This window comes from Pseudomonas sp. 20-5 (assembly GCF_056782835.1).
The window spans coordinates 5,428,012-5,452,970 of record NZ_CM165584.1 but is presented as its reverse complement, the minus strand read 5'-3'; the positions used below and the strand labels follow the sequence as shown (position 1 = coordinate 5,452,970).

The window sequence follows — 24,959 nt, the reverse complement described above, 5'->3', positions numbered from 1 at the left end:
CGCTGTCAGGCTGGGGTTCCGGCCCGCTCAGCACGTGCCTTGCCAACTGCCTGTCCAATCCGAACGGAGTCTCGACGATGAACAAGAACAAGACGTTCCTCGCGGCGGCGCTGGTAGCGCTGGCCGCCAGCTTTCCCGTGCACGCTGCGACCGACTACACCCGCACGCGCTATCCCATCGTGCTGTCCCACGGTCTGTTCGGCTTCAAGAGCGTCGGCCCGGTGGACTACTGGCACGCTATCGTGCCGGCCCTGGAGAAGGACGGCGCGAAGGTCTTCGCCACCTCGCAGTCGCCGGTGAACAGCAACGAGGTGCGCGGCGAACAGCTACTGGCGCAGGTGGAGGAAGTCCTGGCCCTGACCGGCGCGGAGAAAGTCAACCTGATCGGCCACAGCCAGGGCGGCATGACCGTGCGCTACGTCGCCGGGGTGGCGCCGCAACTGGTGGCCTCGGTCACCACCATGGGCACGCCGCACAAGGGCACGCCGGTAGCCGACGCGGTGACCGGCTTCAGCGAGTTCCTCGGGCCGATCGGCACCGAGGTGATCGCCTCGGCGGTGGAGGCGCTGTTCTCGGTGGTCGACATCGTCGACGGCGGCGAGTGGGTCAAGGGCGACGCGCTGGCTGCCCTGAACAGTCTCAACACTCCCGGCACCGCGCGGTTCAACCAGCGCTTCCCGCAGGCGATCCCGGCCAGCGCCTGTGGCCAGGGCGCGGAGACGGTAGCCGGGGTGCGCTACTACTCGATGAGCGGCACCGGCTCCCTGACCAATGCGCTCGACCCGAGCTCCGCCGGCCTGGCGGTGACCGGGCTGCTGTTCGGCGAGGCCAACGACGGTCTGGTCGGCCAATGCTCCAGCCACCTGGGCAGCGTGGTGAAGGACAACTACCGGATGGACCATCTGGACGAAGTCAACCAGTTGCTCGGCCTGGTCAGCCTGTTCGAGAGCGACCCGACCCAGGTCTATCGGCAGCATGCCAATCGCCTCAGGAACGTCGGACTCTGATCCGCTCGCCGGGTCGCCGCAGCCCTAGGCGACCCGGCATTAGTCTTTGGTCTAATGGCACCTGGATATCACCTCCTGTTCGCGCGCCTCGCGGCGTTCGGACCTGTCCCGATTCCGCGCACCTTGCTGGACAAGGTTTGCGCCGCCGTGTAATGACTCCGGTCAAGGCAGAAAAACCCAGCGTTCGTGTAGGGTTCGCTGCCCCGTAGCCATGCCCGGCTGGCGTACCTCGCCAGGCTGGCTATCTTTTAACCAGAGACATCCGGCCATGTCCCGGGTGTCCTTTGCCTGATGCAGGAGATGCACGATGGATATGAACCGTCGGCAATTCTTCAAGGTCTGCGGTATAGGCCTTGGAGGATCGAGCCTTGCGGCGCTCGGGATGGCCCCCACGGAGGCCTTCGCCGACCAGGTCCGCCACTTCAAGCTGGCGCACACGGTCGAGACCCGCAACACCTGTACCTACTGTTCGGTCGGTTGCGGCCTGATCATGTACAGCCAGGGCGACGGCGCCAAGAACGTCGCGCAGAACATCATCCATATCGAGGGCGACGCCGACCATCCGGTCAACCGCGGCACCCTCTGCCCGAAAGGCGCCGGCCTGCTGGACTACATCCACAGCCCGAACCGCCTGAAGTATCCGGAAGTGCGCGAGGCCGGCTCCAGCGAGTGGAAGCGCATCGAGTGGGACGAAGCCCTCGAGCGCATCGCCAAGCTGATGAAGGAAGACCGCGACGCCAACTTCGTCGAGAAGAACGAGCAGGGCCAGACCGTCAACCGCTGGTTGACCACCGGCTTCCTCGCCGCGTCCGCCTCGTCCAACGAGGCCGGCTACATCACCCACAAGGTGATGCGCTCCCTCGGCATCCTGGGATTCGACAACCAGGCGCGTGTCTGACACGGCCCGACGGTGGCAAGTCTTGCCCCGACGTTTGGCCGTGGAGCCATGACCAACCACTGGACCGACATCAAGAATGCCGATCTGGTGCTGATCATGGGCGGCAACGCCGCCGAAGCCCACCCGTGCGGATTCAAATGGGTCACCGAAGCCAAGGCGCACAACAAGGCGCGGCTGCTGGTGGTCGATCCGCGTTTCACCCGTTCCGCCTCGGTCGCCGACTACTACGCGCCGATCCGGACCGGCACCGACATCGCCTTCCTCGGCGGCCTGATCAACTACCTGCTGGAAAACGACAAGATCCAGCACGAATACGTGCGCAACTACACCGATGTCTCGTTCATCGTGAAGGAAGGCTTCAGCTTCGAGGACGGCCTGTTCAACGGCTACGACGCCGAGAAGCGGACCTACCCGGACAAGTCCTCCTGGGGCTACGAGATCGGTGAGGACGGCTATGCCAAGGTCGACCCGACCCTGACCCACCCGCGCTGCGTGTTCAACCTGCTCAAGCAGCACTACAGCCGCTACACCCCGGACGTGGTGAGCAACATCTGCGGTACGCCGAAGGACATGATGCTCAAGGTCTGGGCGGAAATCGCCGAGACCTCCAAGCCGGGCAAGGTCATGACCATCATGTACGCCCTGGGCTGGACCCAGCACTCGGTAGGCGCGCAGATGATCCGCACCGGCGCGATGGTCCAGCTGCTGCTGGGCAACATCGGCATGCCCGGCGGCGGCATGAACGCCCTGCGCGGCCACTCCAACATCCAGGGCCTGACCGACCTCGGCCTGCTGTCCAACTCGCTGCCGGGCTACCTGACCCTGGCGATGGACGCCGAGCAGGACTACGACGCCTACATCGCCAAGCGCACGGCCAAGCCGCTGCGCCCGGGACAGCTGTCCTACTGGCAGAACTACGGCAAGTTCCACGTCAGCCTGATGAAGGCCTGGTTCGGCAAGTCGGCGACCAAGGAAAACAACTGGTGCTACGACTGGCTGCCCAAGCTCGACATGCCGGGCGCCGGCTACGACGTGCTGCGCTACTTCGACATGATGTACCAGGGCAAGGTCAACGGTTACTTCTGCCAGGGCTTCAACCCCATCGCCTCGTTCCCCAACAAGGCCAAGGTCGGCGCCGCGCTGGCGCGCCTGAAGTGGATGGTGGTGATGGACCCGCTGGTGACCGAGACCTCGGAGTTCTGGCGCAACGTCGGCGAGTACAACGACGTCGACACCGCCAGCATCAAGACCACGGTGTTCCGCCTGCCCACCTCCTGCTTCGCCGAGGAAGACGGCTCGATCGTCAACAGCGGCCGCTGGTTGCAGTGGCACTGGAAGGGCGCCGAGCCGCCGGGCCAGGCGCGTCCGGACATCGCCATCATGGCCGGGCTGTTCCACCGCCTGCGCGAGATGTACCGCAAGGACGGCGGGGCCTTCCCCGACCCGATCCTCGGCCTCGACTGGTCCTACCTCAAGCCCGACGAACCGGGCCCGGACGAACTGGCCCGGGAGTTCAACGGCAAGGCCCTGAGCGACCTGGTCGACCCGGCCAACGGCATGATCCTGGCCAAGGCCGGCGAGCAGTTGCCGGGCTTTGCCCTGCTGCGCGACGACGGCAGCACGGCGAGCGGCTGCTGGATCTTCGCCGGCTCCTGGACCCAGCAGGGCAACCAGATGGGCCGCCGCGACAACAGCGACCCCTACGGCATGGGCCAGACCCTCGGCTGGGCCTGGGCCTGGCCGGCGAACCGGCGGATTCTCTACAACCGCGCCTCGGCCGACGTCAGCGGCAAGCCGTGGGACCCGGAGAAGAAGCGCCTGGTGTGGTGGAACGGCAAGTCCTGGGGCGGCACCGACGTGCCCGACTACAAGGCCGACGTACCGCCGGAAGCCGGGATGAACCCGTTCATCATGAACCCCGAAGGGGTGGCCCGCCTGTTCGCCGTCGACAAGATGGCCGAAGGCCCGTTCCCCGAGCACTACGAGCCGTTCGAGACGCCGATCGGGGTGAACCCCTTGCACCGCGACAACCGCAAGGCGATCAGCAACCCGGCGGCACGGGTGTTCAAGAACGACATGGAACTGTTCGGCACGGCCGACGAGTTCCCCTACGCGGCGACCACCTACCGGCTCACCGAGCACTTCCACTACTGGACCAAGCACTGCCGGCTGAATGCGATCACCCAGCCCGAGCAGTTCGTCGAGATCGGCGAGGCGCTGGCCAAGGAGCTGGGCATCAATGCCGGCGACAAGGTCAAGGTCTCCTCCAACCGCGGCTACATCAAGGCGGTGGCGGTGGTGACCAAGCGCATCCGCCCGCTGCAGGTGGACGGCAAGACCGTGCACCACGTCGGCATCCCGATCCACTGGGGCTTCGCCGGCATGGCGCGCAACGGCTTCCTGGCCAACACCCTGACCCCCTTCGTGGGCGACGGGAATACCCAGACGCCGGAGTTCAAGTCGTTCCTGGTCAACGTGGAAAAGGCGTGAGGTGAAACATGAGTAGTCAGGACATCCACGCCCGCTCCGCGACCACCACGCCGATGCCCTCGGTGCGGAACCAGGAGGAAGTGGCGAAACTGATCGACGTGTCCAAGTGCATCGGTTGCAAGGCCTGCCAGGTCGCCTGCTCGGAATGGAACGAGCTGCGCGACGAGGTCGGCCACAACCACGGCACCTACGACAACCCCATGGACCTGACGGCCGACTCGTGGACGGTGATGCGTTTCACCGAGCACGAGAACGAGGCCGGCAACCTCGAGTGGCTGATCCGCAAGGATGGCTGCATGCACTGCGCCGAGCCGGGCTGCCTGAAGGCCTGCCCGAGCCCGGGGGCGATCGTGAAGTACGCCAACGGCATCGTCGACTTCAACCAGGACAAGTGCATCGGTTGCGGCTACTGCATCACCGGTTGCCCGTTCGACATCCCACGGATCTCGCAGAAGGACCACAAGGCCTACAAGTGCAGCCTGTGTTCCGACCGCGTCTCGGTGGGCATGGAGCCGGCCTGCGTGAAGACCTGCCCGACCGGCGCCATCGTCTTCGGCAGCAAGGAGGACATGAAGGAACACGCCGCCGAACGCATCGTCGACCTGAAGAGCCGCGGTTACGAGAACGCCGGCCTGTACGACCCCGAAGGGGTGGGCGGCACCCACGTGATGTACGTGCTGCACCACGCCGACAAGCCGTCGCTCTATGCCGGCCTGGCCGACCAGCCGAGCGTCAGCCCGCTGGTCAGCCTGTGGAAGGGCGTGACCAAGCCGCTGGCGCTGCTGGCCATGGGCGCCACGGTGCTCGCCGGGTTCTTCCACTATGTGCGCGTCGGTCCCAACCGCGCGGACGACGAGGAAGACCACGGGCAAGCCGAGGCACCGGTGCACCAGGTCGATCCGTCGGTACACACCTTTGACCCGCACGAGCGTCGTTGAGCCTGCGCGCGGGCGTTGCCGCCGGTCCTCCGCGACCCGGCGGCAGCGGCGGCGCTCTCGAGGAGTCGGAAATGAAAAATGAAATCCAGCGCTACAACGCCAACGAGCGCAGCAACCATTGGGCCGTGGCGATCCTGTTCTTCATGGCCGGGTTGTCCGGGCTGGCGCTGTTCCACCCGGCGCTGTTCTGGCTGACCAACCTGTTCGGCGGCGGTCCCTGGACGCGTATCCTGCACCCCTTCCTGGGGCTGGCGATGTTCGTCTTCTTCCTCGGCCTGGTGGTGCGCTTCGCCCACCACAACCGGGTGCAGAAGAGCGATATCCAGTGGCTCAAGCAGTGGCGCGACGTGGTCAGCAACCGCGAGGAGAACCTCCCGGAAGTCGGCCGCTACAACGCCGGGCAGAAGCTGTTGTTCTGGGTGCTGCTGCTGAGCATGCTGACCCTGCTGGTCACCGGCATCGTGATCTGGCGCCAGTACTTCAGCGCCTGGTTCGGCATCGAGGCGATCCGCCTGTCGGCGCTCCTGCACGCCTTCGCCGCCTTCGTCCTGATCGCCAGCATCATCGTGCACATCTACGCCGGCATCTGGGTCAAGGGCTCGATGGGCGCGATGCTCTACGGCAAGGTCAGCCGCGCCTGGGCGCGCAAGCACCATAACGGCTGGCTGAAGGAAGTCGGCAAGGGCGAGGAGCACTGACGCGTATAGTGTCGCCATCGCCCGACCGGAGGCCCCAGCGATGGGGCCTTTGCATTCATTCCGCGCCCCTCCGGGCGCCCGATCGTTGCGGCGCGGCCCACCGGCCCGCCGGCGCAGACCCGAGGAGTTCCCGTGTCACGCACCATTCTTCAGCCGGGGCAGATCGAAGCCGCCGCCAACATTCCCCCGCACCTGCACCAGCCGTCGCGCGACCTGTTCGCCCGCCGCGGCGAGCGTCTGCTGCAACTGGCCGAGGGGCACCCGATGGGCGACTACCTGCGGCTGGTCGCCGGTCTCTGCCGGCTCCAGCAGGCGCTGCTGGACAACCCGCCGGCCCTGGCCCCGCTCGACCCCGAGCGCCTGCGCAAGAGCCGCGAGCACGGCATGCCGCCGCTGGCCTACGACCTGCTGGTGCGCGAAGGCGCCTGGCTGCCCTGGCTGGATGCCCTGCTCGCGGGCTACCCGGCACCGGCCAACGCCGCCGTCGGCGCGGCACTCGAACAATTGCGCGAAGCCGATGAAGGCCAGCGCAAGGCCTGGGCCATCGCCTTGCTCAGCGGTCAGTTCGACCTCCTGCCGGCGGCCCTGGTGCCGTTCCTCGGCGCCGCCCTGCAGGTAGCCTGGAGCCATTGGCTGCTGGGACTGGAGGAGGGCGCGGTGGTCGAGACCGAGAGCCGGACCCTGTGCCCCGCCTGCGGCTCGCCGCCGATGGCCGGGATGATCCGCCAGGGCGGCAAGGAAACCGGTCTGCGCTACCTGAGCTGCTCGCTGTGCGCCTGCGAATGGCACTACGTGCGGATCAAGTGCAGCCACTGCGAGGAAAGCAAGCACCTGGCCTACCTGTCCCTGGAGCATGACGGGCAGCCGGCGGAAAAAGCCGTGCTGCGCGCCGAGACCTGCCCCAGTTGCCAGGGCTACCTGAAGCAGTTCTACCTGGAGTTCGACCGCCACGCCGATGCCCTTGCCGACGACCTGGCCAGCCTGGCGCTGGACATGCGCCTGGCCGAGGACGGCTACCTGCGGCGTTCGCCGAACCTGTTGCTGGCCCCCGGCGGCGAATAGCCGAAGACGCTGCGGGCCTGCGCCGACGCGTCTATGATGGGCGTGTCGGTGACCCTACCCTGTGGATAAGGTTTCTCCATGAGTTCCGTTCGCTTGCCTTCGGTCGACCGCCTGCTGCGCAGCGCGGCGGCCGCTCCCCTGCACCAGCGCTACGGCCGCGAGGCGCTGCTGGCGACCCTCCGCGACCTGCTCGAGGAACTGCGCGAGCCGGCCCGACGCGGTGCCCTCGCCGAGATCGAACTGAGCGAGGCGGTGCTCGCCGGGCGCGCCGGCGAACGCCTCGCCGCGCAGCATGCCAGCCGCGTGCGGCGGGTGTTCAACCTGACCGGCACGGTGTTGCATACCAACCTCGGCCGCGCCCTGCTGCCGGACGAAGCCATCGAGGCGATCACCCTGGCCGCGCGCTACCCGCTGAACCTGGAGTTCGACCTGGCCAGCGGCAAGCGCGGCGACCGCGACGACCTGATCGCCGGGCTGATCCGCGAACTCACCGGCGCCGAGGCGGTCACCGTGGTCAACAACAACGCGGCGGCGGTGCTGCTGGCGCTGAACAGCCTGGGGGCGCGCAAGGAAGGGATCATCTCGCGCGGCGAGCTGATCGAGATCGGCGGCGCCTTCCGCATTCCCGACATCATGGCCCGCGCCGGCGTGCGCTTGCATGAGGTGGGCACCACCAACCGCACCCACGCCAGGGACTACGAAGCCGCCATCGGCCCGCGCAGCGGCCTGCTGATGCGCGTGCACACCAGCAACTACAGCGTCCAGGGCTTCACCGCCAGCGTGCCCACCGCGCAACTGGCGTCCATCGCCCATGGCCACGGCCTGCCGCTGCTGGAAGACCTCGGCAGCGGCACCCTGGTGGACCTGACCCGCTGGGGCTTGCCCAAGGAACCGACGGTGCAGGAAGCCCTGGCCGACGGCGCCGACATCGTTACCTTCAGCGGCGACAAATTGCTCGGCGGGCCCCAGGCCGGGCTGATCCTCGGCAACCGCGAACTGATCGGGCGGATCAAGAAGAACCCGCTCAAGCGTGCCCTGCGCGTCGACAAGCTGACCCTCGCCGCTCTCGAGGCGGTGCTCGGCCTGTACCGCGATCCGGACCGCCTCGCCGAACGCCTGACCACCCTGCGCCTGCTCAGCCGCCCGGCGGCGGAGATCCGCGCCCAGGCCGAGCGTCTGGCGCCGGCGCTGGGCGAGGCGCTCGGCGAGGGCTGGGAGGTCGCTGTGGTCGACGCCCTGGGCATGATCGGCAGCGGCGCGCAGCCGGTGGCGCGGCTGGCCAGCGCCGCGCTGTGCCTGCGTCCGCGGCAGCCCAGGCGCCTGCGCGGACGCGCCCTGCGCAACCTCGAGGAAGCCCTGCGCGGGCTGCCGCTGCCGGTGATCGGTCGGCTCGACGACGACGCCCTCTGGCTCGATCTGCGCCAGCTCGACGACGAGCCGGCGTTCCTCGCCCAGTTGCCGCGACTGCGGAGCGAGCTGTCGTGATCGTCGGCACCGCCGGGCACATCGACCACGGCAAGACCTCGCTGCTGCGCGCCCTCACCGGCATCGAGGGCGACCGCCGCCCGGCCGAGCGCCAACGCGGGATCACCATCGACCTGGGCTATCTCTACGCCGACCTTGGCGACGGCAGCCCCACCGGCTTCATCGACGTGCCCGGCCACGAGCGCTTCGTCCACAACATGCTGGCCGGCGCCAGCGGCATCGATTGCGTGCTGCTGGTGGTGGCCGCCGACGACGGCCTGATGCCGCAGACCCGCGAGCACCTGGCGATCGTCGAACTGCTCGGTATCCGCCGGGCGCTGGTGGCGCTGACCAAGATCGACCGGGTCGAGCCGCAGCGGGTGCAGCAGGTGCAGACCCAGGTCGAACACCTGCTGGCCTCCGGACCGCTGGCGCGCTCGCCGATCTTCCCGCTCTCCAGCAGCACCGGGGAGGGCGTCGCGGCGTTGCGCGAAGCACTCGGCGGGCTCGCCGGCGAAGTCCGCGAGCGTAGCCGCGAGGGATACTTCCGCCTGGCGGTGGACCGGGCCTTCAGCGTCGCCGGCAGCGGCATCGTGGTCACCGGCACGGCCTTCTCCGGACAGGTCGCGGTGGGCGACGAACTGCTCCTCGGCAACGCCGGACGGCCGGTGCGTGTGCGCGGCCTGCACGCGCAGAACCGGCCCGCGCAACAGGCCTGGGCCGGCCAGCGCGTGGCCCTGAACATCGCCGGCGAGCGCCTCGCGCTGGAACAGATCCAGCGCGGCGACTGGCTGCTGCAGGCAGCGCTGCACGCGCCGACCACGCGGGTCGACATCGACTTCCGCCTGTTGCCCGACGAACTTCGCGACTTCACCCACTGGACCCCGGTGCACCTGCACCTGGGCACCCAGGACGTCACCGGACGCCTGGCCCTGCTCGAAGGCGAACAACTGGAGCCTGGCCACCGCGCCTTCGCCCAACTGGTGCTGAACGCGCCGATCCAGGCCCTGCACGGCGACCGCCTGGTGCTGCGCGACCAGTCGGCGCAGCGCACCCTTGGCGGCGGGCGGGTGCTCGACGGCGCCGCGCCGGCGCGCAACCGACGAACGCCGGCACGCCTGGCGCAGCTCCAGGCGCTGCGCCAGGAAAGCCTGGAGGAGGCGCTGCCGACCTTGCTCGGCGCGGCCGAGAACGGCCTCGACCCGCAACGCCTGGTGCAATCCTTCAACCGCCCGCGCGAGCACTGGCGGCTGCCGGAAGAGGTGGTCGAGGTGCAGACCCGCCTCGGCCCCCGGTTGTTCGCCGGGGAGCGCTGGTTCGCCCTGGTCGAGCAACTGCTCGCCGGCCTGCGGCGCTTCCACGAAGAGCTACCGGACGAACTCGGTCCCGACCGCGACCGCCTGCGTCGCTACGCCCTGCCGCAGCTGGAGCGGCCGGTGTTCATCGCCCTGCTCGACGCCGCCCTGGCCGGCGGCGATGTGCACAGCAGCGGGCCCTGGCTGCACCTGCCCGGCCACGAAGTGCGCCTGAGCGATAGCGAGGAGCAACTGCGCGCGCGCCTCTGGCCGCTGCTCGAAGCCGGCCGCTACGACCCGCCCTGGGTTCGCGACCTGGCCCGCGAGCTGCGCCAGGACGAAGCCGCCATGCGCAACCTGCTGCGCAAGCTGGCGCGCCTGGGCCAGTTGCAGCAGGTGGTGCGCGACCTGTTCTACCCGGAAGCCACCCTGCGTCAATTGGCCGAGATCGCTGTGCAGGTGCGCGACCCCGCCGGGCTGATCCGCCCGGCGGAATTCCGCGACCGCCTGGGCATCGGCCGCAAGCGCAGCATCCAGATCCTCGAGCACTTCGACCGCATCGGCCTGACCCGCCGCATCGGCAACGACCGTCGCCTGCGCGAGGGCTCGGCGCTGGCCGAACAGTTGCTCGGCGGCGTCTCGCCCTGAGTCTCAGGGGCCGACGCGCTGCCCCTGGCTCAGGCACTCGATGAACAGCGCGAACAGTTCCGACTGCGAGCCGACTTCCAGCTTGGTGTAGAGATTCTTCCGGTGCATGCGCACGGTCTCCGGGGAGATGTCCATCAGCCGCGCGCTGGATTTCGCCGAGTGGCCGCTGAGCAGCAGGTGGCAGGCTTCGCGTTCGCGGTCGGTGAGCACGCCGCGACCGAAGCCGCGCAGCACTTCCTGAAGGCGCGGGGCGAGGTCGGCCTGCGGGTTCGGCGAGAGGTTGGCGCGCCCGGCGCAGAACTGCCGGGCCAGCTCCAGCACCGGCGGCGCCAGGCCGGCGAGGGCGGCGACCTGGGCGTCGCTGTAGCGGCTCGCCGAAAGGCCGTTGTAGAGACAGATCGAGAGCTTCTCGGTGGGGCCGAGGTCGAGGATGTAGTAGACGTCCTCCACCGCTCCGGCGCCGAGGTAGTAGGTCTGGTAGTAGGCGCTCTGGAAGAAGTCGTCGGGGGCGATCTCGCCGAGGGTGTAGAAGCCTTCCGGAAGGCCTTCCTCCACCGCCAGGCAGAAAGGGTCGAGCAGGTAGCCGCGGGAGAAGTAGCGGCGGATGATCGCCTCGCGGAAGCGCTCGGCGATGCCGCGCTCGTAGAGCAGGGTGGGCGCGTGGCCCTTGCGTTCCAGGCTGATCATGCTCGACTCGATCGGCACCAGTTGGTGGATGGCGTCGACCAGCGCGGCGAGGAAGTCGGGTTGGCGCAGGCGCCGGATCGCCAGCGCCAGGTGTTCGTGCCAGCGGTCGAGCGCGTTCGGGGCGATGGCCTGCATGGACGGTACGGCTCGTTCTTGTCGTTGTCGCCGCAGGATAGCAAGCCGCGTCGGCCGCACCCAGCGCTTACCCCAAAATGGGGTATGGCCCGCCGCGCGGTGCTCTTGCACCCTCGGAGCATCCATCCGAGAAGAGCGACAGCCCGATGAACGCAAGACTGCACGCCACGTCCCCCCTCGGCGACGCCGACCTGGTCCGTGCCGACCAGGCCCACTACATGCACGGCTACCACGTGTTCGACGACCACCGCGTCAACGGCTCGCTGAACATCGCCGCCGGCGACGGCGCCTATATCTACGACACCGCCGGCAACCGCTACCTCGACGCGGTGGGCGGCATGTGGTGCACCAACATCGGCCTGGGGCGCGAGGAAATGGCTCGCACCGTGGCCGAGCAGACCCGCCTGCTGGCCTATTCCAATCCCTTCTGCGACATGGCCAACCCGCGCGCCATCGAACTCTGCCGCAAGCTCGCCGAGCTGGCCCCCGGCGATCTCGACCACGTGTTCCTCACCACCGGCGGTTCCACCGCCGTGGACACCGCGATTCGCCTCATGCACTACTATCAGAACTGCCGCGGCAAGCGCGCCAAGAAGCACGTCATCACGCGGATCAACGCCTACCACGGCTCGACCTTCCTCGGCATGTCGCTGGGCGGCAAGAGCGCCGACCGGCCGGCCGAGTTCGACTTCCTCGACGAGCGCATCCACCACCTTGCCTGTCCCTACTACTACCGCGCTCCGGAAGGAGTGGGCGAGGCCGAGTTCCTCGATGGCCTGGTGGAGGAGTTCGAACGCAAGATCCTCGAACTCGGTGCCGACCGGGTGGGGGCGTTCATCTCCGAGCCGGTGTTCGGCTCCGGCGGCGTGATCGTCCCGCCCGCGGGCTACCACCGGCGGATGTGGGATCTGTGCCAGCGCTACGACGTGCTGTACATCTCCGACGAAGTGGTGACCTCCTTCGGCCGCCTCGGCCACTTCTTCGCCAGCCAGGCGGTGTTCGGCGTACAGCCGGACATCATCCTCACCGCCAAGGGCCTCACCTCCGGCTACCAGCCGCTGGGCGCGTGCATCTTCTCCCGGCGCATCTGGGAGGTGATCGCCGAGCCGGACAAGGGCCGCTGCTTCAGCCATGGTTTCACCTACTCCGGCCACCCGGTGGCCTGCGCGGCGGCGCTGAAGAACATCGAGATCATCGAGCGCGAGGGCTTGCTCGCCCACGCCGACGAGGTCGGCCGCTACTTCGAGGAGCGCCTGCAAAGTCTCCGCGACCTGCCCATCGTCGGCGACGTGCGCGGGATGCGCTTCATGGCCTGTGTCGAGTTCGTCGCCGACAAGGCGAGCAAGGCGCTGTTTCCGGAAAGCCTGAACATCGGCGAGTGGGTCCACCTGCGGGCGCAGAAGCGCGGCCTGCTGGTTCGTCCGATCGTCCACCTGAACGTGATGTCGCCGCCGCTGATCCTCACCCGCGAACAGGTCGATACCGTGGTCCGGGTGCTGCGCGAGAGCATCGAGGAAACCGTGGAGGATCTTGTCCGCGCCGGTCACCGGTAAGCGCCGGGGCGCCGCCGGCGCCCCACCCGAACATTCAGGAGAACCCCAATGGACGACAACAAGAACAAGGTCCTGCGGTTGCGCGATGTGGTGCTCTACACGGTCTCGGCGATGCTCTTCATGGACCAGATCGCCCTGGCTTCCTCCCTCGGTCCGTCGAGCCTGTTCTGGTGGCTCTACGTGCTGGTCCTGCTGTTCCTGCCGATGGCCATGATGACCTCCGAGCTGGGCACCGCCTTCCCCGCCAACGGCGGCGTCTACCACTGGGTGCGCAGCGCCTTCGGCTTCCGCTGGGGGGCCCGGGTGTCATGGATGTACTGGGTCAACAACGCACTGTGGATGCCTTCGGTCTACACCCTGTTCGGCAGCATGCTCGGCGCCTTCTATTTCCCCGAGCTGAGCCTCTGGGGCAAGATCGCCATCGGCATCGCCCTGGCGCTGCTCACCGCGGCGTTCAACGTGGTCGCGCTGCGCCTGGGCAAGTGGCTGCCGAACCTCGGCGCGCTGCTCAAGCTGCTCGCGGTGCTCGCCCTGGGCGTCGGCGGCCTGCACTTCGGCTGGAACCATGGCTTCGCCAACGACTTCAGCCTGGACTCCATCGTCCCATCCTCGCCGGGCCAGATGGCCGCGCTGGGAGTGATGGTCTATGGCATCATGGGGACCGAGCTGGCCTGTTGCAGCGCCGCGGAGATGCGCAACGCGCGCCGCGACATCCCGCGCGCGGTGCTGATCTCCGGGCTGATCGTCGGCGCCTTCAACATCTTCGGCACCCTCGGCGTGCTGGCCGCGGTACCGGCCGAGGAAACCGACGTCACCCGGATCTTCGCCCATACCCTCTACAACATCTACGGCCACGACGGCGCCGGCGGGATGCTCGCCGATCTGGTCGGCGCCTTCGTCCTGTTCACCCTCTTCACCAACATGGTCACCTGGAGCATGGGCACCAACCGTGCCGCGGTGGAAGCGGCCAAGGCCGGCGAGCTGCCGGCGCTGTTCGGCGTGGTCCATTCGCGCCACGGCACGCCGATCGGCTCGGCGGTGCTGGCCTCGGCGGTGAGCATCGTCCTGCTGCTGCTCTACGGCCTGGTGGCGCACACTGCCGAGGAACTGTTCTGGACCCTGCTGTCGATCTTCGCCATGGTTTTCATGATGCCCTATGTGCTGATGTGCCTGGCCTTCGTCCGCCTGCGCCGCGCCGACCCGCGTCCACGGCCCTACCGGATGCCGCTGGGCGACCGCCTGGCCAGTCTCTGGGCGCTGTTCGTCGCGCTGCATGTGCTGGCCGGCATCTGCCTGTTCGTCGTCACCCCCGGCGCGCCGATGGACTGGGCCTACGCCGGCAAGATCGTCGGCGGCGTGGCGCTGGCCCTGGCCGTGGGCGAACTGCTGATCCGCCAGGCGGCGCGAAGGCGCGGCGTGATGTCGCTGCGCGGTGCCTACGGTTGAGGAGCGGCCCTGTCGCAACACCGCCTATGGCGTTAATGTGCCGTTAACGCCCTTGGTGGGTAATGGGTCGCAGCGCAACACGGAGAAGGTCGTCATGTCCGAACGAGAGCACTGGCAACGGGTATACGAGAGCAAGCCGTCCGACGCGGTGAGCTGGTTCCAGGCCGAGGCCACGCTGTCCCTCGACCTGATCCGACGCATCGGCGCGCCCCGCGAGGCGGCGATCATCGATGTCGGCGGCGGCGCCTCGACCCTGGTCGACGGCCTGCTCGCCGAAGGCTTCGGCGACCTGACGGTGCTCGACCTTTCCGACGCCGCCCTGCGCGTCGCCCGCAACCGCCTCGGCGCGCGCGGCGAAGAGGTGCGCTGGATCGCCGGCGACATTACCGGCGTCGACCTGCCGGAAGCCACCTATGATGTCTGGCACGACCGCGCCGTGTTCCACTTCCTTACCACTGCCGAAGCCCGCCGCGCCTACGTGCGCCAGGTGATGAAGGCGGTCCGCCACGGCGGCCACGTGATCGTCGCCACCTTCGCCGCCGACGGCCCGACCGAATGCAGCGGCCTGCCAGTCATGCGCTACGACGCCGACGAACTGCACGCCGAGTTCGGCTCCGCCTTCCAGCTCACCGAGCACCGCGACGAACACCACGTCACTCCCGCCGGCCGGGTCCAGCACTTCGTCTACTGCCATTGCCTGAAACGCCTGTGAAGTGCTCCGAGGCTGGGCTACGCTCTGCTCGCCCGGCCATGCGAACGACTTTCCATGACATCCGGCATTTCTTCTTCGGACCCCGGCCTGATAAGCTCCCGTCTCGAGGAAAACCTCTTGCAAATCAAAGAGGAAGGCAATCACGCCCGGTGGCGTGGCCGGACTTCAAATCCGGTGGGGGACGGCAGCCGTTCCTGGGTGGGTTCGACTCCCACTGCCTTCCGCCAATTCTCCGCTCGCTTTCGGCGGCCATCGTGTCTCACAGGATCAAGCGTCTATCTCGGTCCGTTCCAGCAGAAGCAGCGTCTCACCCGTCCCCGTCGTCTCCCTGACCAGCGCTCCCCGCTCATTCCAAAACGCACTCCTGCCCGCCGCCTTCCAGCCACCCGTCGGCCCGCCATGGTTGGCCAGCAGCACGCCCATTCCGTGCTCGCGGGCATAACCGGCCAGTAGGGCCGAGTCGGCCGGGTAGCCGTTTTCTCCGATCAGCGCGCTGGCGATGTAGAGGCGAGCGCCGGCACGGGCGGCGTGGGCCGGGTGGCTGGGTTGGCTGAAGTCGGCGCAGACCGCCAACGCCATCGGCAGGCCGTCGATCTCCAGCAGGGGGCCGCCGTCGCCGGCTGAGAAGTGGCGTTCCTCGCCCGCGTGCAGGTGCTGCTTGGCATAGACGCCGAGGCTGCCGTCGGCGCCGAGGATCAGGGCGGCGATCAGCGGCTTGGCATGCTTCGGCGAGCGCAGCGGCAGGCCGACCACCGTGGTCATCCGTGCCTGCTCGGCGAGCTGGCGCAGCGGTTGCAGCAGGGGCGTGTCCGCCGGCTGGGCGAGGGCGGCGGCAGCGCTGGGTTCGTAGCCGGTGAGCGACAATTCGGGAAACACCAGCAGGCGCACGCCCCGTGCCTGGGCGATACGCATCAGGCGCAGGTGGTCGTCGAGGTTGCGTGGCAGGTCGGCGGGGTGGGCGCAGCTCTGGGCGGCGGCGATCAGCGTCATGGGGCTGTCTCGGGTATGGATGGCACAAATTCGCCAGTAGAGCCGAAGGCAGCATTTCCGGGAAGAGGCGATTAGCGGCTGCGCTACGTTTGGCTGGGGAGGGCGCTTTCGTCGCCGCGAAGCCGTAAGATAACGCGCTTCATGGCGCGCCCGACGGACGGGTGCGCACGCTTGCCTCGGGAGAACAGGGATGGCCGAGATCAATCCGCTTTCAACGGACCTGCAACAGCAACTGGCGGAGCTGCAGGCACAGGGGCTCGCCTTGCTTGGCGTCGCCGCGGACGAGACGCCGGCGCAGATCGTCGCCGCCGTCACCGACTACGTGCGCGATGCGAGGGAGCAGGGGCGCAGCCTCGACGACGAGGCGGTCTTCGCCCTCGGCGCGCTGATCGGCGCGCAGTACGTGCGTGGCCTCGGCTGGCACTGGGGCGACGTGACCTGGGACGGCGACCCGGACAGCGCCGCCGTCGGCGTGCTCAGCCCCGACGAATCGCTGTTCAACAACCCCATCGGCTGGGTAGGCCAGATCGCCGAAAGCGGCGGCGGGGTGCCGTTCATGCTCAGCTACAACATGATCCTGGCCAACCAGGTGCCGCTGTTCGAGCGGGGCAGCGCCACCGGTCTCTATTGAGCATGCAGGCGGATCGCCGCGACGCGCCGGCGCATCCCGCCAGGCGGGGCCGACAACCTGAACGGCCGGCGTCAGGCGCCGCGACCCGCCGAGCAGCGCCAACCGGCGAACGAGGTGCGGGTGACCGTGGTGGAACAGACGCTGCCTCTGAGAAACCGCGCCTGCGGCGCTTTCCAGGAAGGCAGCCTGGAACGACGCGACTGCCGAGCCCATATCGGGCTGCAATTCCGCGATTGAGTGGGCTGCGGGTTCGCGACTCGGCTGGCCTTCCTGGGAACACTTCTGAGGTTTTCGCATGACGGATCTTGAACACGCGGTGGAAAGCAACCGACGCGCCTGGGACGCGTCCGCCGACAGTCACCTGCGTGGCAGTGGCTGGCAGGAATTGTCGCTGGCGGTACAGGAAACCGGCTTCAGTTGCCTGGACGAGACCCTGGCTGGCGTGCTGCGCAATCTGGACCTGGCCGGCAAGGCGGCGGTCCAGGTCGGCTGCAACAACGGCCGGGAAGTGCTTTCGCTGTACGCCTTCGGCGTCGCGCGGGCGGTGGGGATCGACCAGTCCGCCGCCTTCCTCGCCCAGGCGCGGCAACTGGCCGAGCGCTCGCCGCATCAGCCGCGTTTCGTCGAAGCCAATGCCTACGAGCTGCCGGTCGAGCTGAACGGTCAGTTCGACCTGCTGCTGATCACCATCGGTGTGCTCAACTGGATGCCCGACATCGCGCGCTTCTTCGCCTCGGTGAGCGGTCTGCTGAAGCCGGGCGGGCAATTGGCGATCTATGAGACCCACCCGTTCCTGGAGATGCTCGAACCCGAGTCGGAGCGACCGTTCGAACTGCGCAACGACTACTTCACCGACACGCCCCACGTATCCCGGGAGGCCATCGTCTACGAAGGCAGCGGCAGCGATACCGGCATCGCCAGCTACTGGTACGTCCACCCGCTCGGCGACATCCTCGGCGGGTTGCTCGGCGCCGGCCTGCGCCTGAGTCACTTCAAGGAGTACCCGCACTCGAACCGCGAGGAACTCTACGACCTCTACGAGGACGGACCGCTGGCGATCCCGATGTGCTACACGCTGGTCGCGGTCAAGGCATGACCTGCGTCGAGGCCGGGCGAGGCGCGCCGCTGCGTGTGGTGGTGGTCGGCACCAGCGGGGCCGGGAAGTCGACCTTCTCCGCCGCGCTGGCCGCCAGGCTGGGTTGTACGCATGTCGAACTCGACCGACTCTACTGGGGCCCCGGCTGGCAAGCCGTGCCCCACGAACGCTTCGAGCACGCCGTGGAGCGGGCGACGACGGCGCCGCGCTGGGTCGCCGACGGCAACTACAGCGCCGTCCGCGAGTTGCTCTGGGGCCGCGCCACCCACGTGGTATGGCTGAATTTCGGGCGCTGGACGGTGTTCTCCCGGGTCCTTCGCCGCACCCTGGCCCGGGGCCTGCTGCGCACCCGCCTGTCCCACGGCAACCGTGAATCGCTGCGGATGGCGTTCTGCTCCAGGGATTCGATCCTGCTCTGGTCATGGACCACCTTCGCAGGCAACCGCCGCAAATACACCGGCCTGCGCGAGGATCCGCGGTTCGCGCATTTGCGCTGGGTGGAGGTTGGCGAGCCGGGGAGGGTGGGGGAGGTGATCGAGAGGTTGGTGGAAGCCGTGCTCGCACAGTCGCAGTAGTGAGCGAAGCACGCTATCCGCCTCAGTCCTGGGGCTTGCTTACCCGGCTGCGCAGCGACTCGAAATAGGCTGTATCGGCGGGGCCGCCTGGCGTCGATTCCGCGCCGGCGACCAGCGTTTCACGCAGTTCCCTGGCGTGCATTTCGCGTTCTCCCCTTACCAGGCCACTCTGTATCATTGGGTGCCGCGTCGCCGCCAGCGCCCGGCCGAGAATCCTTGCGACGACCTCGTCCTTGCCACGGGTATAGGCCTCGCGGTCGGTGGGGTAGCGGCGGGCCAGAGTGTGCTTGGTTTCGGCGTAGAGGCGGGCGTCGTCGGGGTGGTTGCGCAGCCAGTCGCGGAACAGCAGGTAGCGGTCGGCCTGGGCCAGGGGCATGACGTGGACATGGTGGGTGCGGCCATGGCCGAAGGGCGGCATGCCTTTGACGAAGAACATCCGCTGGGTGTTCGGGTTCTCGCGCCAGAACTGGTAGCCGAGGCCCTCCAGCGGGGCTACCAGCCGCTGCGGATCGTGGCCGGGCGGCGGCAGCAGGAGGATGTCGATGATCGGCTTGGCGTCGAGCCCGGGCACCGCGGTGCTGCCGACATGCTCGATGCCCAGCCCGGGCAGCGCCAGTGCCGTGCGGATGGCCTCGGCTTCGGCGGCGAAGCGTTGTGGCCAGGCGGGGTCGGCGGGCAGCACCTCGATGCGGTCGTCGTCGGCGTTGCTCCAGCGTTGGCCGTCGAAGCGGGGCGGTTGGGGTGAGGACATGGCGGACTCCGGGGATATGCGGGAGATTGGCGGCGATGGGGAGCTGGGGTAGGGCGAATAACGCCAGCGGCGTTATCCGCCTTCCGCGAGCGGGGTGCGGGTAAAACCCGGGAGTCTCAGAAGTCCAGCGCCTGCACCCCTGGATGCTGCGGATCGAACCCATCCAGGCGCATGCGCTCGGCGAATGCCTCCCGCGCCGCGTTTCCCTGGAGAAACGCTCCCCGCGCCGAGGCCCAGTCGTCCGGTTGCAGCCGCACCATCCAGCCCTCGCCGTAGCAATCCCGGTTGATCAGCGCCGGGCGCTTGACCACCGCCGGGTTGCTCGCCAGCAGGGTCCCGGCCAACGGGCTGCGGGCCGAGGAGGCAGCCTTGGCGAACTCGACCACGCCGAAGCTGCGGTCGCGTTCGATGTGCCAGCCGTCGCGCTTGGGGGTGAAGGCGAAGATTTCGCCATACAACGCGCAGCCGTAGGCGCTCAGGCCCAGGGTCAGGCTGCCGTCGACTTCCTCGCGCAACCACAGGTTGTAGACCGGGGCGTAGAACAGCCCGTCGGGGAACTCCAGGCCGTGCAGGTTCGCGCTCATAGGGTCAGCACCCGCTCGGATTCGAGGATCAGCCGTGCCAGTTCGCCGCCGCTGGAGATTTCGTCGAGTTCCTCGATCAGTTCGCTTTCGTCGATGTTCACCCCGGGTTGGCGGCACATCAGCAGGCGCGCGCCGGCCTCGCGGGCCTGGCGGATGAAGTGGCGCAGCGGCTCGCCGCCGTCCAGCGCGCGCAACTGGTCGGCGACGGCGCGGCGGGCCAACTGCACGCCTTCGCCGCTGAGGAACAGGGTCACCTCGGCGTCCATGCAGGCCAGCAGGGTGGCGGTGTGGAAGGGCGCGGCGCAGCGGGCCGGGGTGCTCGGGCCGCTGGAGACGATGATGAGGACGCGCTGGGCGTGGGTGTCAGGGTTCAAGGGGCTTGTCCATCTGGATCAGCGCCACGCGCCGGCCGTCCGGATCGTGGCGTTCGGCGATGGCGCGCGGCTGGTAGCCGAGCTGGGTATAGAGCAGCAGCCCGGCGGCGTTGGCGTTGAAGCAGGAAATCTTCATCAGGCGCGCTTTGTACTGTTCGCGGGCGAGGTTTTCCATGACCCCGATCAGGTAGCGGGCCACGCCCAGGCCGCGCGCGGCGGGCGCCACCATCATGTTGCCGAGGGCGCAGAAGTCGCCGTGCTGCCACTGGTAGAAGTTGGCGAAGCCGAGCACCTGTCCGTCGTGCACGGCCACGGTGCTGCCGCGGCGTTCGGCGATGGCGGCGGCCAGCTGGGCGACGCTGAACGGCCAGATCGCCTTGGGGTAGCAATAGAAGAGTTCGTCGCGGTCCTGGGGGAAGCCGGCGACCGTCTCCAGGTCACCGGTCTCCGCCGGGCGGTGGCTGAGCTGCATGTCAGCGCGGCGGGTATTGCGACATGACTTTCTGCACCGTCTCGCGGATCGCCTGCTCGCGCTCGGCCGGGCTCGGCGGGCTGGTGCGCATGATCTGCTCGCCGTTGCCGCGCCAGACCAGCTTGCCGTCCTTGCCGTCGAACAGGTCGACCTGGAGGGTGGCAACCTTGTAATTCACGGTGCGCGTCTCGGCCATCGCCGGGCCGCCCCAGTATCCTCCCCAGTAGCCGCCCCAGTAACCGCCGCCGTAGTTGGTGGTGATCTGGTCCTGGCGATCGTCGACGATCAGGTAGGCGCGCACCGTGACGTCGCCCCTGGCGTTGCCCTGGGCCGGACGCAGGCCGCGCTGGTCGAGCTGCTGGGCGACGGCTTCGCGGATGCGTTGCTCGGTGAGGTCGCTCTTGATGCGTGGGTCGTCGGGGCGGTATTCGAAGGCGGGTTGCGACCAGCTCCAGCTACGGTAGGCGGCGAAGTCGCGGGAGCTGTCGAAGTCGCGGTCGAGCTGGGTGGTTTCGCAGGCTGCGAGGCTGAGGAGCAGGCCGAGCAGCAGGATTCGGCGGATCATGGTTTTTCTCCAGTCAGAGTTCACATCCAAGCTCAGCGCCGGATGAAAGGCAAGAGGAAACGCGGGTTTGAAGCGTCTCCACAAGTAACGTTGGCGAGCACCCGCCCTATAGGGCGCGACGGGAGAATGAAATGAATCGAAGTATTGCGATCCTGCTGCTGGGCCTGTCGCTGACCGGCTGCGTCGAGGCACGCTCGGTGGTACCGGCGGATGGCCCGGGCCCGCTGCTGGTGGCCCATCGCGCCGGCACCGCGGACTACCCGGAGAACACCCTGCTGGCGATCCGCAAGGCGCTGGACAACGGCGCCGACGCGCTATGGTTGTCGGTGCAGTTGAGCGCCGATGGCCATCCGGTGCTCTATCGCCCCGCTGACCTGGCGGTCCTGACCCAGGGCGCCGGCGCGGTCGGCCAGTCGAGCCTGGCCGAGCTGGCGCGCTTGAACGCCGGCTATATGTTCAAGGCCGAGGACGGCAGCTATCCCTACCGCCAGAAGCCGCTGCGGATTCCTACGCTGCGCCAGGCGCTGCGGGCGATCCCGCCGCAGGTGCCGGTGTTCCTCGACATGAAGTCGCTGCCGGTGGAGCCGCTGGTCGATGCCGTGGCCGGCGAGCTGGAGCGGCAGAAGGCCTGGTCGCGGGTGCGTTTCTATTCCACCGAGAAGGCCGCCAACGACTACCTGACGCAGCGCTACGCGGACCGCGCGCGACAGTTCGAAAGCCGCGATGCGACGCGCAACCGCCTGGTCGGCCTGGCCTTCGGCGAGCGCTGCGAGGCACCGCCGGCCGGCGGCACCTGGATGGGCATCGAGCTGCGCCGCGAACTGACGGTGACCGAGCGCTTCACCCTTGGCGAGTCTTCCTACAAGGTGCCGGCGGCGCAGTTGTGGACGCGCAAAGCGATGGACTGCGTGCGCCGCGAGCCGGTGAAGGTGGTGATGTTCGGCATCGAGACCGCCGAGGACTACCGCACCGCGCGCGCCCTGGGCGCCGACGCGGTGATGAGCAACTCGCCCAGGAAGATGGAGGCGATCCGCCGCCGGGTGCTCGCCGATCAGCCCGGCGGGTAGCTCGACAGCGCCCGTTTCACCGCTTCGCGCAGGGCCTTGGCCTGTTCGCTGGCGGAGTCGCCGGAGTCGAACTCGGCGCTGTTGCCCCACACCGGCTGGCCGCTGCGGGCGTCGTTCAGCTCGACGCGGACCACGGTGACCTGCACGGTGTAGCTGCGGGTCACCGGGTAGCTGGCGCCATAGCCGTACCAGGGATCGCGCCAGCCGCCGTAGTTGCCGTAGTAGCCGCCGTAGTAGTCGGTAACCTGGCGGGTGCGCAGTTCGTTGCGCAGGAACGCGCTGACCTGCAGGTCGGCCGCGCTGCCCGGCCGCGCCGGGCGCAGGCCGCGCTGGTCGAGCTGCTGGCTGACGGCGTCGCGCAACTGGTTGTCGTCCAGGCCCTGGGGAAAGCCGCTGACCCCGGCGGCGGCCCAGCTCCAGCTACGGTAGCGGGCGTAGTCGCGCGGCGCCGCCGGATAGGCGCCGGGATCGAGGCCGGGATTGGCCGCGGTGGCCGGCTGCGGCGGGTAGGGCAGAGAGCTGGCGCGGTAGGGATTGTCGCCCTGGCAGGCACCGAGGGCGGCCAGGCTGGCGAGTAACGGCAGGATCAACAGTCGCGATTGCATGCTCGACGCTCCGTGGCCGCGCTACGTCGGCGGCCCTTGCAGGCTCAGACTGCATTCTGCGCCTTTCATTGCGGGCGGCACAGCCAGTGCAGGTAGCGGCCAAGCCCGGCAAAGGCCGGGTGGCGGCGGTAGGCCAGTTCCATTTCTACCAGGTCGAGCCGTTCGGCCTTGGCCTGGAACTCGCTCGGCATGTAGTCGTGGAACACCCGCACGCCGCTGCGCGCCTCGATGCGCCAACGCGCTGCCAGCGCCTGTTCCAGCTCGCGCGGGTCGAGCGGGCGCTGCGGGGTCAGGCTCTGCCCCTCGCCAGCGAAGCGTTGCTTGCGCAGCTTGCGGAAGTGGCCCTTGAGCAGGTTGCGGTAGATCAGCGCGTCGCGATTGTAGAAGGCCAGCGACAGCCAGCCGCCGGGTGCGCAGAGTTGGTGCAGCACCGGCAGGATCGCATGGGGTTCGGCCAGCCACTCGAGCACGGCGTGGCAGAGCACCAGGTCGTAGGGCTCGGTGAGCTGGCCGAGCAGTTCCTGCCAGGGCGCCTGGATGAATTCGGCGGCCTGCCCGGCTTCGGCGAAGCGCTGGCGGGCGCCGTCGAGCATGGGTTGCGCTGGCTCGGCGAGGGTTACGCGGTGGCCGCGAGCGGCCAGCCAGAGCGACATGTGGCCGAGCCCGGCGCCGATGTCGAGGACCCGCAGAGGTCGCTCCGGGAGGGCCTCGGCGAGGTCGGCCTGGAGTACCGCGAGGCGGATCGCACCCTTGGCGCCGCCATAGATCTTTTCGGCGAAGCGCGTCGCCAGTTCGTCGAAATGGCGGTCGCTCATGGCAGGAAGCGCCGTTCGCAGTCGGCCAGCTTGGCGCGCACCACCTGTTCCAGGTCGAGGCCGGTTTCCCCGCAGAACAGCAGCAGATAAAGGACGATGTCGCCAACTTCCTGGCCAGCGTGTTCGAGCTGCTCGGCCGACAGCGTGCGCGACTGGTCTTCCGTCAGCCACTGGAAGATCTCCACCAGTTCGGCCATCTCGACGCTGGCGGCCATGGCCAGGTTCTTCGGGCTGTGGAATTGGCGCCAGTCGTTGCGGTCGCGGATGGCGTGCAGGCGCGCGGTGAGTTCGTGCAGGTCCATGGGGGATTCTTCGCGGTGGCGGTAAGCAGCCGCATAGCTTCGGGCTTTGCGCCCGAAGCTTCAAGGCATGGCGGACCGGCGTCAGCCCTGTAGCCGGCTCCAATGCCCGGCCATGTGCGGCAGGTCGTCCTTGCCGCGCAGGCTGAACTGGCCGTCCGCCGCCGCCGCGCTGGCCAGGAGGGTGAGGCTGGCCGGCAGCAGCACTGGCTTCTGGAAGCGCACCTCGACCCGATAGCCCGAGGCTGGCAGTCGCTCGCCGAGGGCGGCCAGGCTGCGAGCCTTGTTCCACAGGCCGTGGGCGATGGCGCGGGGAAAGCCGAACAGCTTGGCGCTGGGCGCCGACAGGTGGATCGGGTTGTAGTCGCCGGCGGCACGGGCATAGCGCCGGCCGATGTCGGCGGGCGCCTTCCAGTTGTCGACCGGCTCCAGCGGCAGCGGCTCCTGCTCGGCTTTCGGCGGAATTTCGCCGGGCACCTTGACGCCGCGGCAGAGCACCTTGCTGTCGCCGACCCAGAGCAGGCCAAGCTGGTCTTCCAGGCGGGTGACGATGCTGAAGGTGGCGCCCTTGTCGTGCGGTTGCAGGTTTTCCACCGCGACGCTCACGGTGAACGGGCCGAGGCCGCCGAGCGCGCGCAGCACGTCGATGCGGTTCTCCAGGTGGACCAGGCCGAGCAGCGGGAAGGGGAAGCGCTTGTCGGTGAGCAGCGCCATCTGCAGCGGGAAGGCGAGGATGTGCGGGTAGGTCGGCGGCAGCAGGCCGTCGTCGCGGAAGCCGCAGACCTGGCGGTAGCGCTCGAGGTGCTTCGGGTCCACCGTGACCTCGCTGCGCAGGCCGCGCTCGGGCAGGGCCTTGCCGCGGATGCCGCGGCGCAGTGCGGCGCGCAGGAACAGGCCGGGCAGGGCGGGTGGGGCGGGCAGGTCGAGCCAGGCGGTGGGCATTGGACATCTCCTCGAAATAGGTGGCTGTCAGCTTAGTCGAGCACCCGCAGCAGGCATTGGCCGCCTGGCCGACGCCGCTGGCAGGGCGGTCAATCGGCTCCGGGATGCGTCTGCATCGAGATTTTCGACCACGCCGGCGGCTAGTCGATCTGAGGGTTTT

The 24,959-nt window shown here is 68.5% G+C and carries 25 protein-coding genes and 1 tRNA gene; 15 read left to right on the top strand and 11 right to left on the bottom strand.

Going from position 1 to position 24,959, the window contains the following annotated elements; translation table 11 throughout:
• Positions 1–77: 77 nt before the first annotated feature.
• The 7 genes from lipC (at position 78) to selB (ending at position 10,500) form a co-directional block, all read left to right on the top strand.
• Positions 78–1,007 (top strand): lipase LipC, encoded by a 930-nt coding sequence (gene lipC, locus AC1RB9_RS25200; RefSeq protein ID WP_003112346.1) that lies wholly within the window; start codon positions 78–80, stop codon positions 1,005–1,007.
• Between the two features lie 307 nt (positions 1,008–1,314).
• Positions 1,315–4,395, top strand: coding sequence for a formate dehydrogenase-N subunit alpha (gene fdnG, locus AC1RB9_RS25195; protein WP_010895684.1), 3,081 nt, complete (start codon positions 1,315–1,317; stop codon positions 4,393–4,395).
• Positions 4,396–4,403: 8 nt separating this feature from the next.
• Positions 4,404–5,333: a formate dehydrogenase subunit beta gene (gene fdxH, locus AC1RB9_RS25190; RefSeq protein ID WP_003106793.1), complete on the top strand. Its 930-nt coding sequence runs from the start codon at positions 4,404–4,406 to the stop codon at positions 5,331–5,333.
• 71 nt (positions 5,334–5,404) lie between these two features.
• Positions 5,405–6,031: a formate dehydrogenase subunit gamma gene (locus tag AC1RB9_RS25185; RefSeq protein WP_003095316.1), complete on the top strand. Its 627-nt coding sequence runs from the start codon at positions 5,405–5,407 to the stop codon at positions 6,029–6,031.
• A 132-nt stretch (positions 6,032–6,163) separates the two neighbouring features.
• Positions 6,164–7,093 (top strand): formate dehydrogenase accessory protein FdhE, encoded by a 930-nt coding sequence (gene fdhE / locus AC1RB9_RS25180; protein WP_003116089.1) that lies wholly within the window; start codon positions 6,164–6,166, stop codon positions 7,091–7,093.
• A 78-nt stretch (positions 7,094–7,171) separates the two neighbouring features.
• Positions 7,172–8,578 (top strand): L-seryl-tRNA(Sec) selenium transferase, encoded by a 1,407-nt coding sequence (gene selA, locus AC1RB9_RS25175; protein ID WP_003457225.1) that lies wholly within the window; start codon positions 7,172–7,174, stop codon positions 8,576–8,578.
• Complete coding sequence (gene selB / locus AC1RB9_RS25170) at positions 8,575–10,500, top strand: selenocysteine-specific translation elongation factor (RefSeq protein ID WP_003457223.1); 1,926 nt, start codon at positions 8,575–8,577, stop codon at positions 10,498–10,500. The genes selA and selB overlap by 4 nt, the downstream gene beginning before the upstream one ends.
• Positions 10,501–10,503: 3 nt before the next feature.
• On the opposite strand, the gene AC1RB9_RS25165 is transcribed toward selB, so the two are convergent.
• Positions 10,504–11,187 carry a helix-turn-helix transcriptional regulator gene (locus AC1RB9_RS25165; RefSeq protein WP_073650767.1) on the bottom strand — a complete coding sequence of 228 codons (684 nt, stop codon included), beginning with the start codon at positions 11,185–11,187 and terminating at the stop codon, positions 10,504–10,506.
• Positions 11,188–11,468: 281 nt separating this feature from the next.
• On the opposite strand from AC1RB9_RS25165, the gene AC1RB9_RS25160 reads away from it, so the two are divergent.
• The 4 genes from AC1RB9_RS25160 to AC1RB9_RS25145 all read left to right on the top strand — a co-directional run bounded on the left by AC1RB9_RS25160 (position 11,469) and on the right by AC1RB9_RS25145 (position 15,260).
• A complete protein-coding gene (locus tag AC1RB9_RS25160) occupies positions 11,469–12,875 on the top strand; it encodes an aminotransferase (protein WP_003457220.1) in 1,407 nt (468 codons plus the stop codon).
• A 48-nt stretch (positions 12,876–12,923) separates the two neighbouring features.
• Positions 12,924–14,321, top strand: a complete 1,398-nt coding sequence (locus tag AC1RB9_RS25155; RefSeq protein ID WP_003102289.1) for an APC family permease — start codon at positions 12,924–12,926, stop codon at positions 14,319–14,321.
• A 94-nt stretch (positions 14,322–14,415) separates the two neighbouring features.
• Positions 14,416–15,033, top strand: a complete 618-nt coding sequence (locus tag AC1RB9_RS25150; protein WP_003095305.1) for a class I SAM-dependent methyltransferase — start codon at positions 14,416–14,418, stop codon at positions 15,031–15,033.
• A 131-nt stretch (positions 15,034–15,164) separates the two neighbouring features.
• Positions 15,165–15,260 (top strand) — tRNA-Sec (locus AC1RB9_RS25145).
• Between the two features lie 40 nt (positions 15,261–15,300).
• Here AC1RB9_RS25145 and AC1RB9_RS25140 read toward each other — a convergent pair.
• On the bottom strand, positions 15,301–16,023 hold the full coding sequence (locus AC1RB9_RS25140; RefSeq protein ID WP_003102286.1) for a carbon-nitrogen hydrolase family protein: 723 nt from the start codon (positions 16,021–16,023) through the stop codon (positions 15,301–15,303).
• Positions 16,024–16,285: 262 nt separating this feature from the next.
• Between AC1RB9_RS25140 and AC1RB9_RS25135 the strand changes: the two genes are divergently transcribed.
• From AC1RB9_RS25135 to AC1RB9_RS25125, 3 genes are all read left to right on the top strand, one after another.
• Entirely contained in the window at positions 16,286–16,654 is a 369-nt protein-coding gene (locus tag AC1RB9_RS25135; protein WP_003114628.1) for a hypothetical protein, read from the top strand.
• Between the two features lie 295 nt (positions 16,655–16,949).
• The gene (locus tag AC1RB9_RS25130; protein ID WP_003457217.1) at positions 16,950–17,750 is read left to right on the top strand and encodes a class I SAM-dependent methyltransferase; all 801 of its coding nucleotides are present in this window, start codon (positions 16,950–16,952) and stop codon (positions 17,748–17,750) included.
• Entirely contained in the window at positions 17,747–18,325 is a 579-nt protein-coding gene (locus AC1RB9_RS25125) for a P-loop NTPase family protein (protein ID WP_003111407.1), read from the top strand. The genes AC1RB9_RS25130 and AC1RB9_RS25125 overlap by 4 nt, the downstream gene beginning before the upstream one ends.
• A 22-nt stretch (positions 18,326–18,347) precedes the next feature.
• Here AC1RB9_RS25125 and AC1RB9_RS25120 read toward each other — a convergent pair whose 3' ends face one another.
• From AC1RB9_RS25120 to AC1RB9_RS25100, 5 genes are all read right to left on the bottom strand, one after another.
• Positions 18,348–19,076 carry a GrpB family protein gene (locus tag AC1RB9_RS25120; RefSeq protein WP_003457214.1) on the bottom strand — a complete coding sequence of 243 codons (729 nt, stop codon included), beginning with the start codon at positions 19,074–19,076 and terminating at the stop codon, positions 18,348–18,350.
• Positions 19,077–19,192: 116 nt separating this feature from the next.
• Entirely contained in the window at positions 19,193–19,660 is a 468-nt protein-coding gene (locus AC1RB9_RS25115; protein ID WP_003457212.1) for a glycine cleavage system protein H, read from the bottom strand.
• Positions 19,657–20,034, bottom strand: coding sequence for a DsrE family protein (locus AC1RB9_RS25110; RefSeq protein WP_003095286.1), 378 nt, complete (start codon positions 20,032–20,034; stop codon positions 19,657–19,659). The genes AC1RB9_RS25115 and AC1RB9_RS25110 overlap by 4 nt, the downstream gene beginning before the upstream one ends.
• Positions 20,024–20,506, bottom strand: a complete 483-nt coding sequence (locus tag AC1RB9_RS25105; RefSeq protein WP_003111411.1) for a GNAT family N-acetyltransferase — start codon at positions 20,504–20,506, stop codon at positions 20,024–20,026. Before AC1RB9_RS25105 ends, AC1RB9_RS25110 begins: the two co-directional genes overlap by 11 nt.
• 1 nt (position 20,507) lies before the next feature.
• On the bottom strand, positions 20,508–21,071 hold the full coding sequence (locus AC1RB9_RS25100) for a DUF4136 domain-containing protein (protein WP_003457208.1): 564 nt from the start codon (positions 21,069–21,071) through the stop codon (positions 20,508–20,510).
• Between the two features lie 131 nt (positions 21,072–21,202).
• On the opposite strand from AC1RB9_RS25100, the gene AC1RB9_RS25095 reads away from it, so the two are divergent.
• Positions 21,203–22,138: a glycerophosphodiester phosphodiesterase family protein gene (locus AC1RB9_RS25095; protein ID WP_003102260.1), complete on the top strand. Its 936-nt coding sequence runs from the start codon at positions 21,203–21,205 to the stop codon at positions 22,136–22,138.
• On the opposite strand, the gene AC1RB9_RS25090 is transcribed toward AC1RB9_RS25095, so the two are convergent.
• The 4 genes from AC1RB9_RS25090 to AC1RB9_RS25075 all read right to left on the bottom strand — a co-directional run bounded on the left by AC1RB9_RS25090 (position 22,123) and on the right by AC1RB9_RS25075 (position 24,799).
• On the bottom strand, positions 22,123–22,743 hold the full coding sequence (locus tag AC1RB9_RS25090) for a DUF4136 domain-containing protein (protein WP_003102259.1): 621 nt from the start codon (positions 22,741–22,743) through the stop codon (positions 22,123–22,125). The two genes, AC1RB9_RS25095 and AC1RB9_RS25090, sit on opposite strands and share 16 nt — an antisense overlap.
• 65 nt (positions 22,744–22,808) lie before the next feature.
• Positions 22,809–23,558: a methyltransferase domain-containing protein gene (locus AC1RB9_RS25085; RefSeq protein ID WP_003116082.1), complete on the bottom strand. Its 750-nt coding sequence runs from the start codon at positions 23,556–23,558 to the stop codon at positions 22,809–22,811.
• Positions 23,555–23,860: a nucleotide pyrophosphohydrolase gene (locus AC1RB9_RS25080; protein WP_003102255.1), complete on the bottom strand. Its 306-nt coding sequence runs from the start codon at positions 23,858–23,860 to the stop codon at positions 23,555–23,557. The genes AC1RB9_RS25085 and AC1RB9_RS25080 overlap by 4 nt, the downstream gene beginning before the upstream one ends.
• 81 nt (positions 23,861–23,941) lie before the next feature.
• A complete protein-coding gene (locus AC1RB9_RS25075) occupies positions 23,942–24,799 on the bottom strand; it encodes a MaoC family dehydratase (protein WP_003116081.1) in 858 nt (285 codons plus the stop codon).
• Positions 24,800–24,959: the final 160 nt, after the last annotated feature.

Bases quoted from the DNA above. Each gene is read 5' to 3' on its own strand.
- lipC (WP_003112346.1), top strand. From the start codon at position 78: ATGAACAAGAACAAGACGTTCCTCGCGGCGGCGCTGGTAGCGCTGGCC.
- fdxH (WP_003106793.1), top strand. From the start codon at position 4,404: ATGAGTAGTCAGGACATCCACGCCCGCTCCGCGACCACCACGCCGATG.
- AC1RB9_RS25185 (WP_003095316.1), top strand. From the start codon at position 5,405: ATGAAAAATGAAATCCAGCGCTACAACGCCAACGAGCGCAGCAACCAT.
- selA (WP_003457225.1), top strand. From the start codon at position 7,172: ATGAGTTCCGTTCGCTTGCCTTCGGTCGACCGCCTGCTGCGCAGCGCG.
- AC1RB9_RS25165 (WP_073650767.1), bottom strand. From the start codon at position 11,187: ATGATCAGCCTGGAACGCAAGGGCCACGCGCCCACCCTGCTCTACGAG.
- AC1RB9_RS25160 (WP_003457220.1), top strand. From the start codon at position 11,469: ATGAACGCAAGACTGCACGCCACGTCCCCCCTCGGCGACGCCGACCTG.
- AC1RB9_RS25155 (WP_003102289.1), top strand. From the start codon at position 12,924: ATGGACGACAACAAGAACAAGGTCCTGCGGTTGCGCGATGTGGTGCTC.
- AC1RB9_RS25150 (WP_003095305.1), top strand. From the start codon at position 14,416: ATGTCCGAACGAGAGCACTGGCAACGGGTATACGAGAGCAAGCCGTCC.
- AC1RB9_RS25140 (WP_003102286.1), bottom strand. From the start codon at position 16,023: ATGACGCTGATCGCCGCCGCCCAGAGCTGCGCCCACCCCGCCGACCTG.
- AC1RB9_RS25130 (WP_003457217.1), top strand. From the start codon at position 16,950: ATGACGGATCTTGAACACGCGGTGGAAAGCAACCGACGCGCCTGGGAC.
- AC1RB9_RS25125 (WP_003111407.1), top strand. From the start codon at position 17,747: ATGACCTGCGTCGAGGCCGGGCGAGGCGCGCCGCTGCGTGTGGTGGTG.
- AC1RB9_RS25120 (WP_003457214.1), bottom strand. From the start codon at position 19,076: ATGTCCTCACCCCAACCGCCCCGCTTCGACGGCCAACGCTGGAGCAAC.
- AC1RB9_RS25115 (WP_003457212.1), bottom strand. From the start codon at position 19,660: ATGAGCGCGAACCTGCACGGCCTGGAGTTCCCCGACGGGCTGTTCTAC.
- AC1RB9_RS25105 (WP_003111411.1), bottom strand. From the start codon at position 20,506: ATGCAGCTCAGCCACCGCCCGGCGGAGACCGGTGACCTGGAGACGGTC.
- AC1RB9_RS25100 (WP_003457208.1), bottom strand. From the start codon at position 21,071: ATGATCCGCCGAATCCTGCTGCTCGGCCTGCTCCTCAGCCTCGCAGCC.
- AC1RB9_RS25095 (WP_003102260.1), top strand. From the start codon at position 21,203: ATGAATCGAAGTATTGCGATCCTGCTGCTGGGCCTGTCGCTGACCGGC.
- AC1RB9_RS25090 (WP_003102259.1), bottom strand. From the start codon at position 22,743: ATGCAATCGCGACTGTTGATCCTGCCGTTACTCGCCAGCCTGGCCGCC.
- AC1RB9_RS25085 (WP_003116082.1), bottom strand. From the start codon at position 23,558: ATGAGCGACCGCCATTTCGACGAACTGGCGACGCGCTTCGCCGAAAAG.
- AC1RB9_RS25080 (WP_003102255.1), bottom strand. From the start codon at position 23,860: ATGGACCTGCACGAACTCACCGCGCGCCTGCACGCCATCCGCGACCGC.
- AC1RB9_RS25075 (WP_003116081.1), bottom strand. From the start codon at position 24,799: ATGCCCACCGCCTGGCTCGACCTGCCCGCCCCACCCGCCCTGCCCGGC.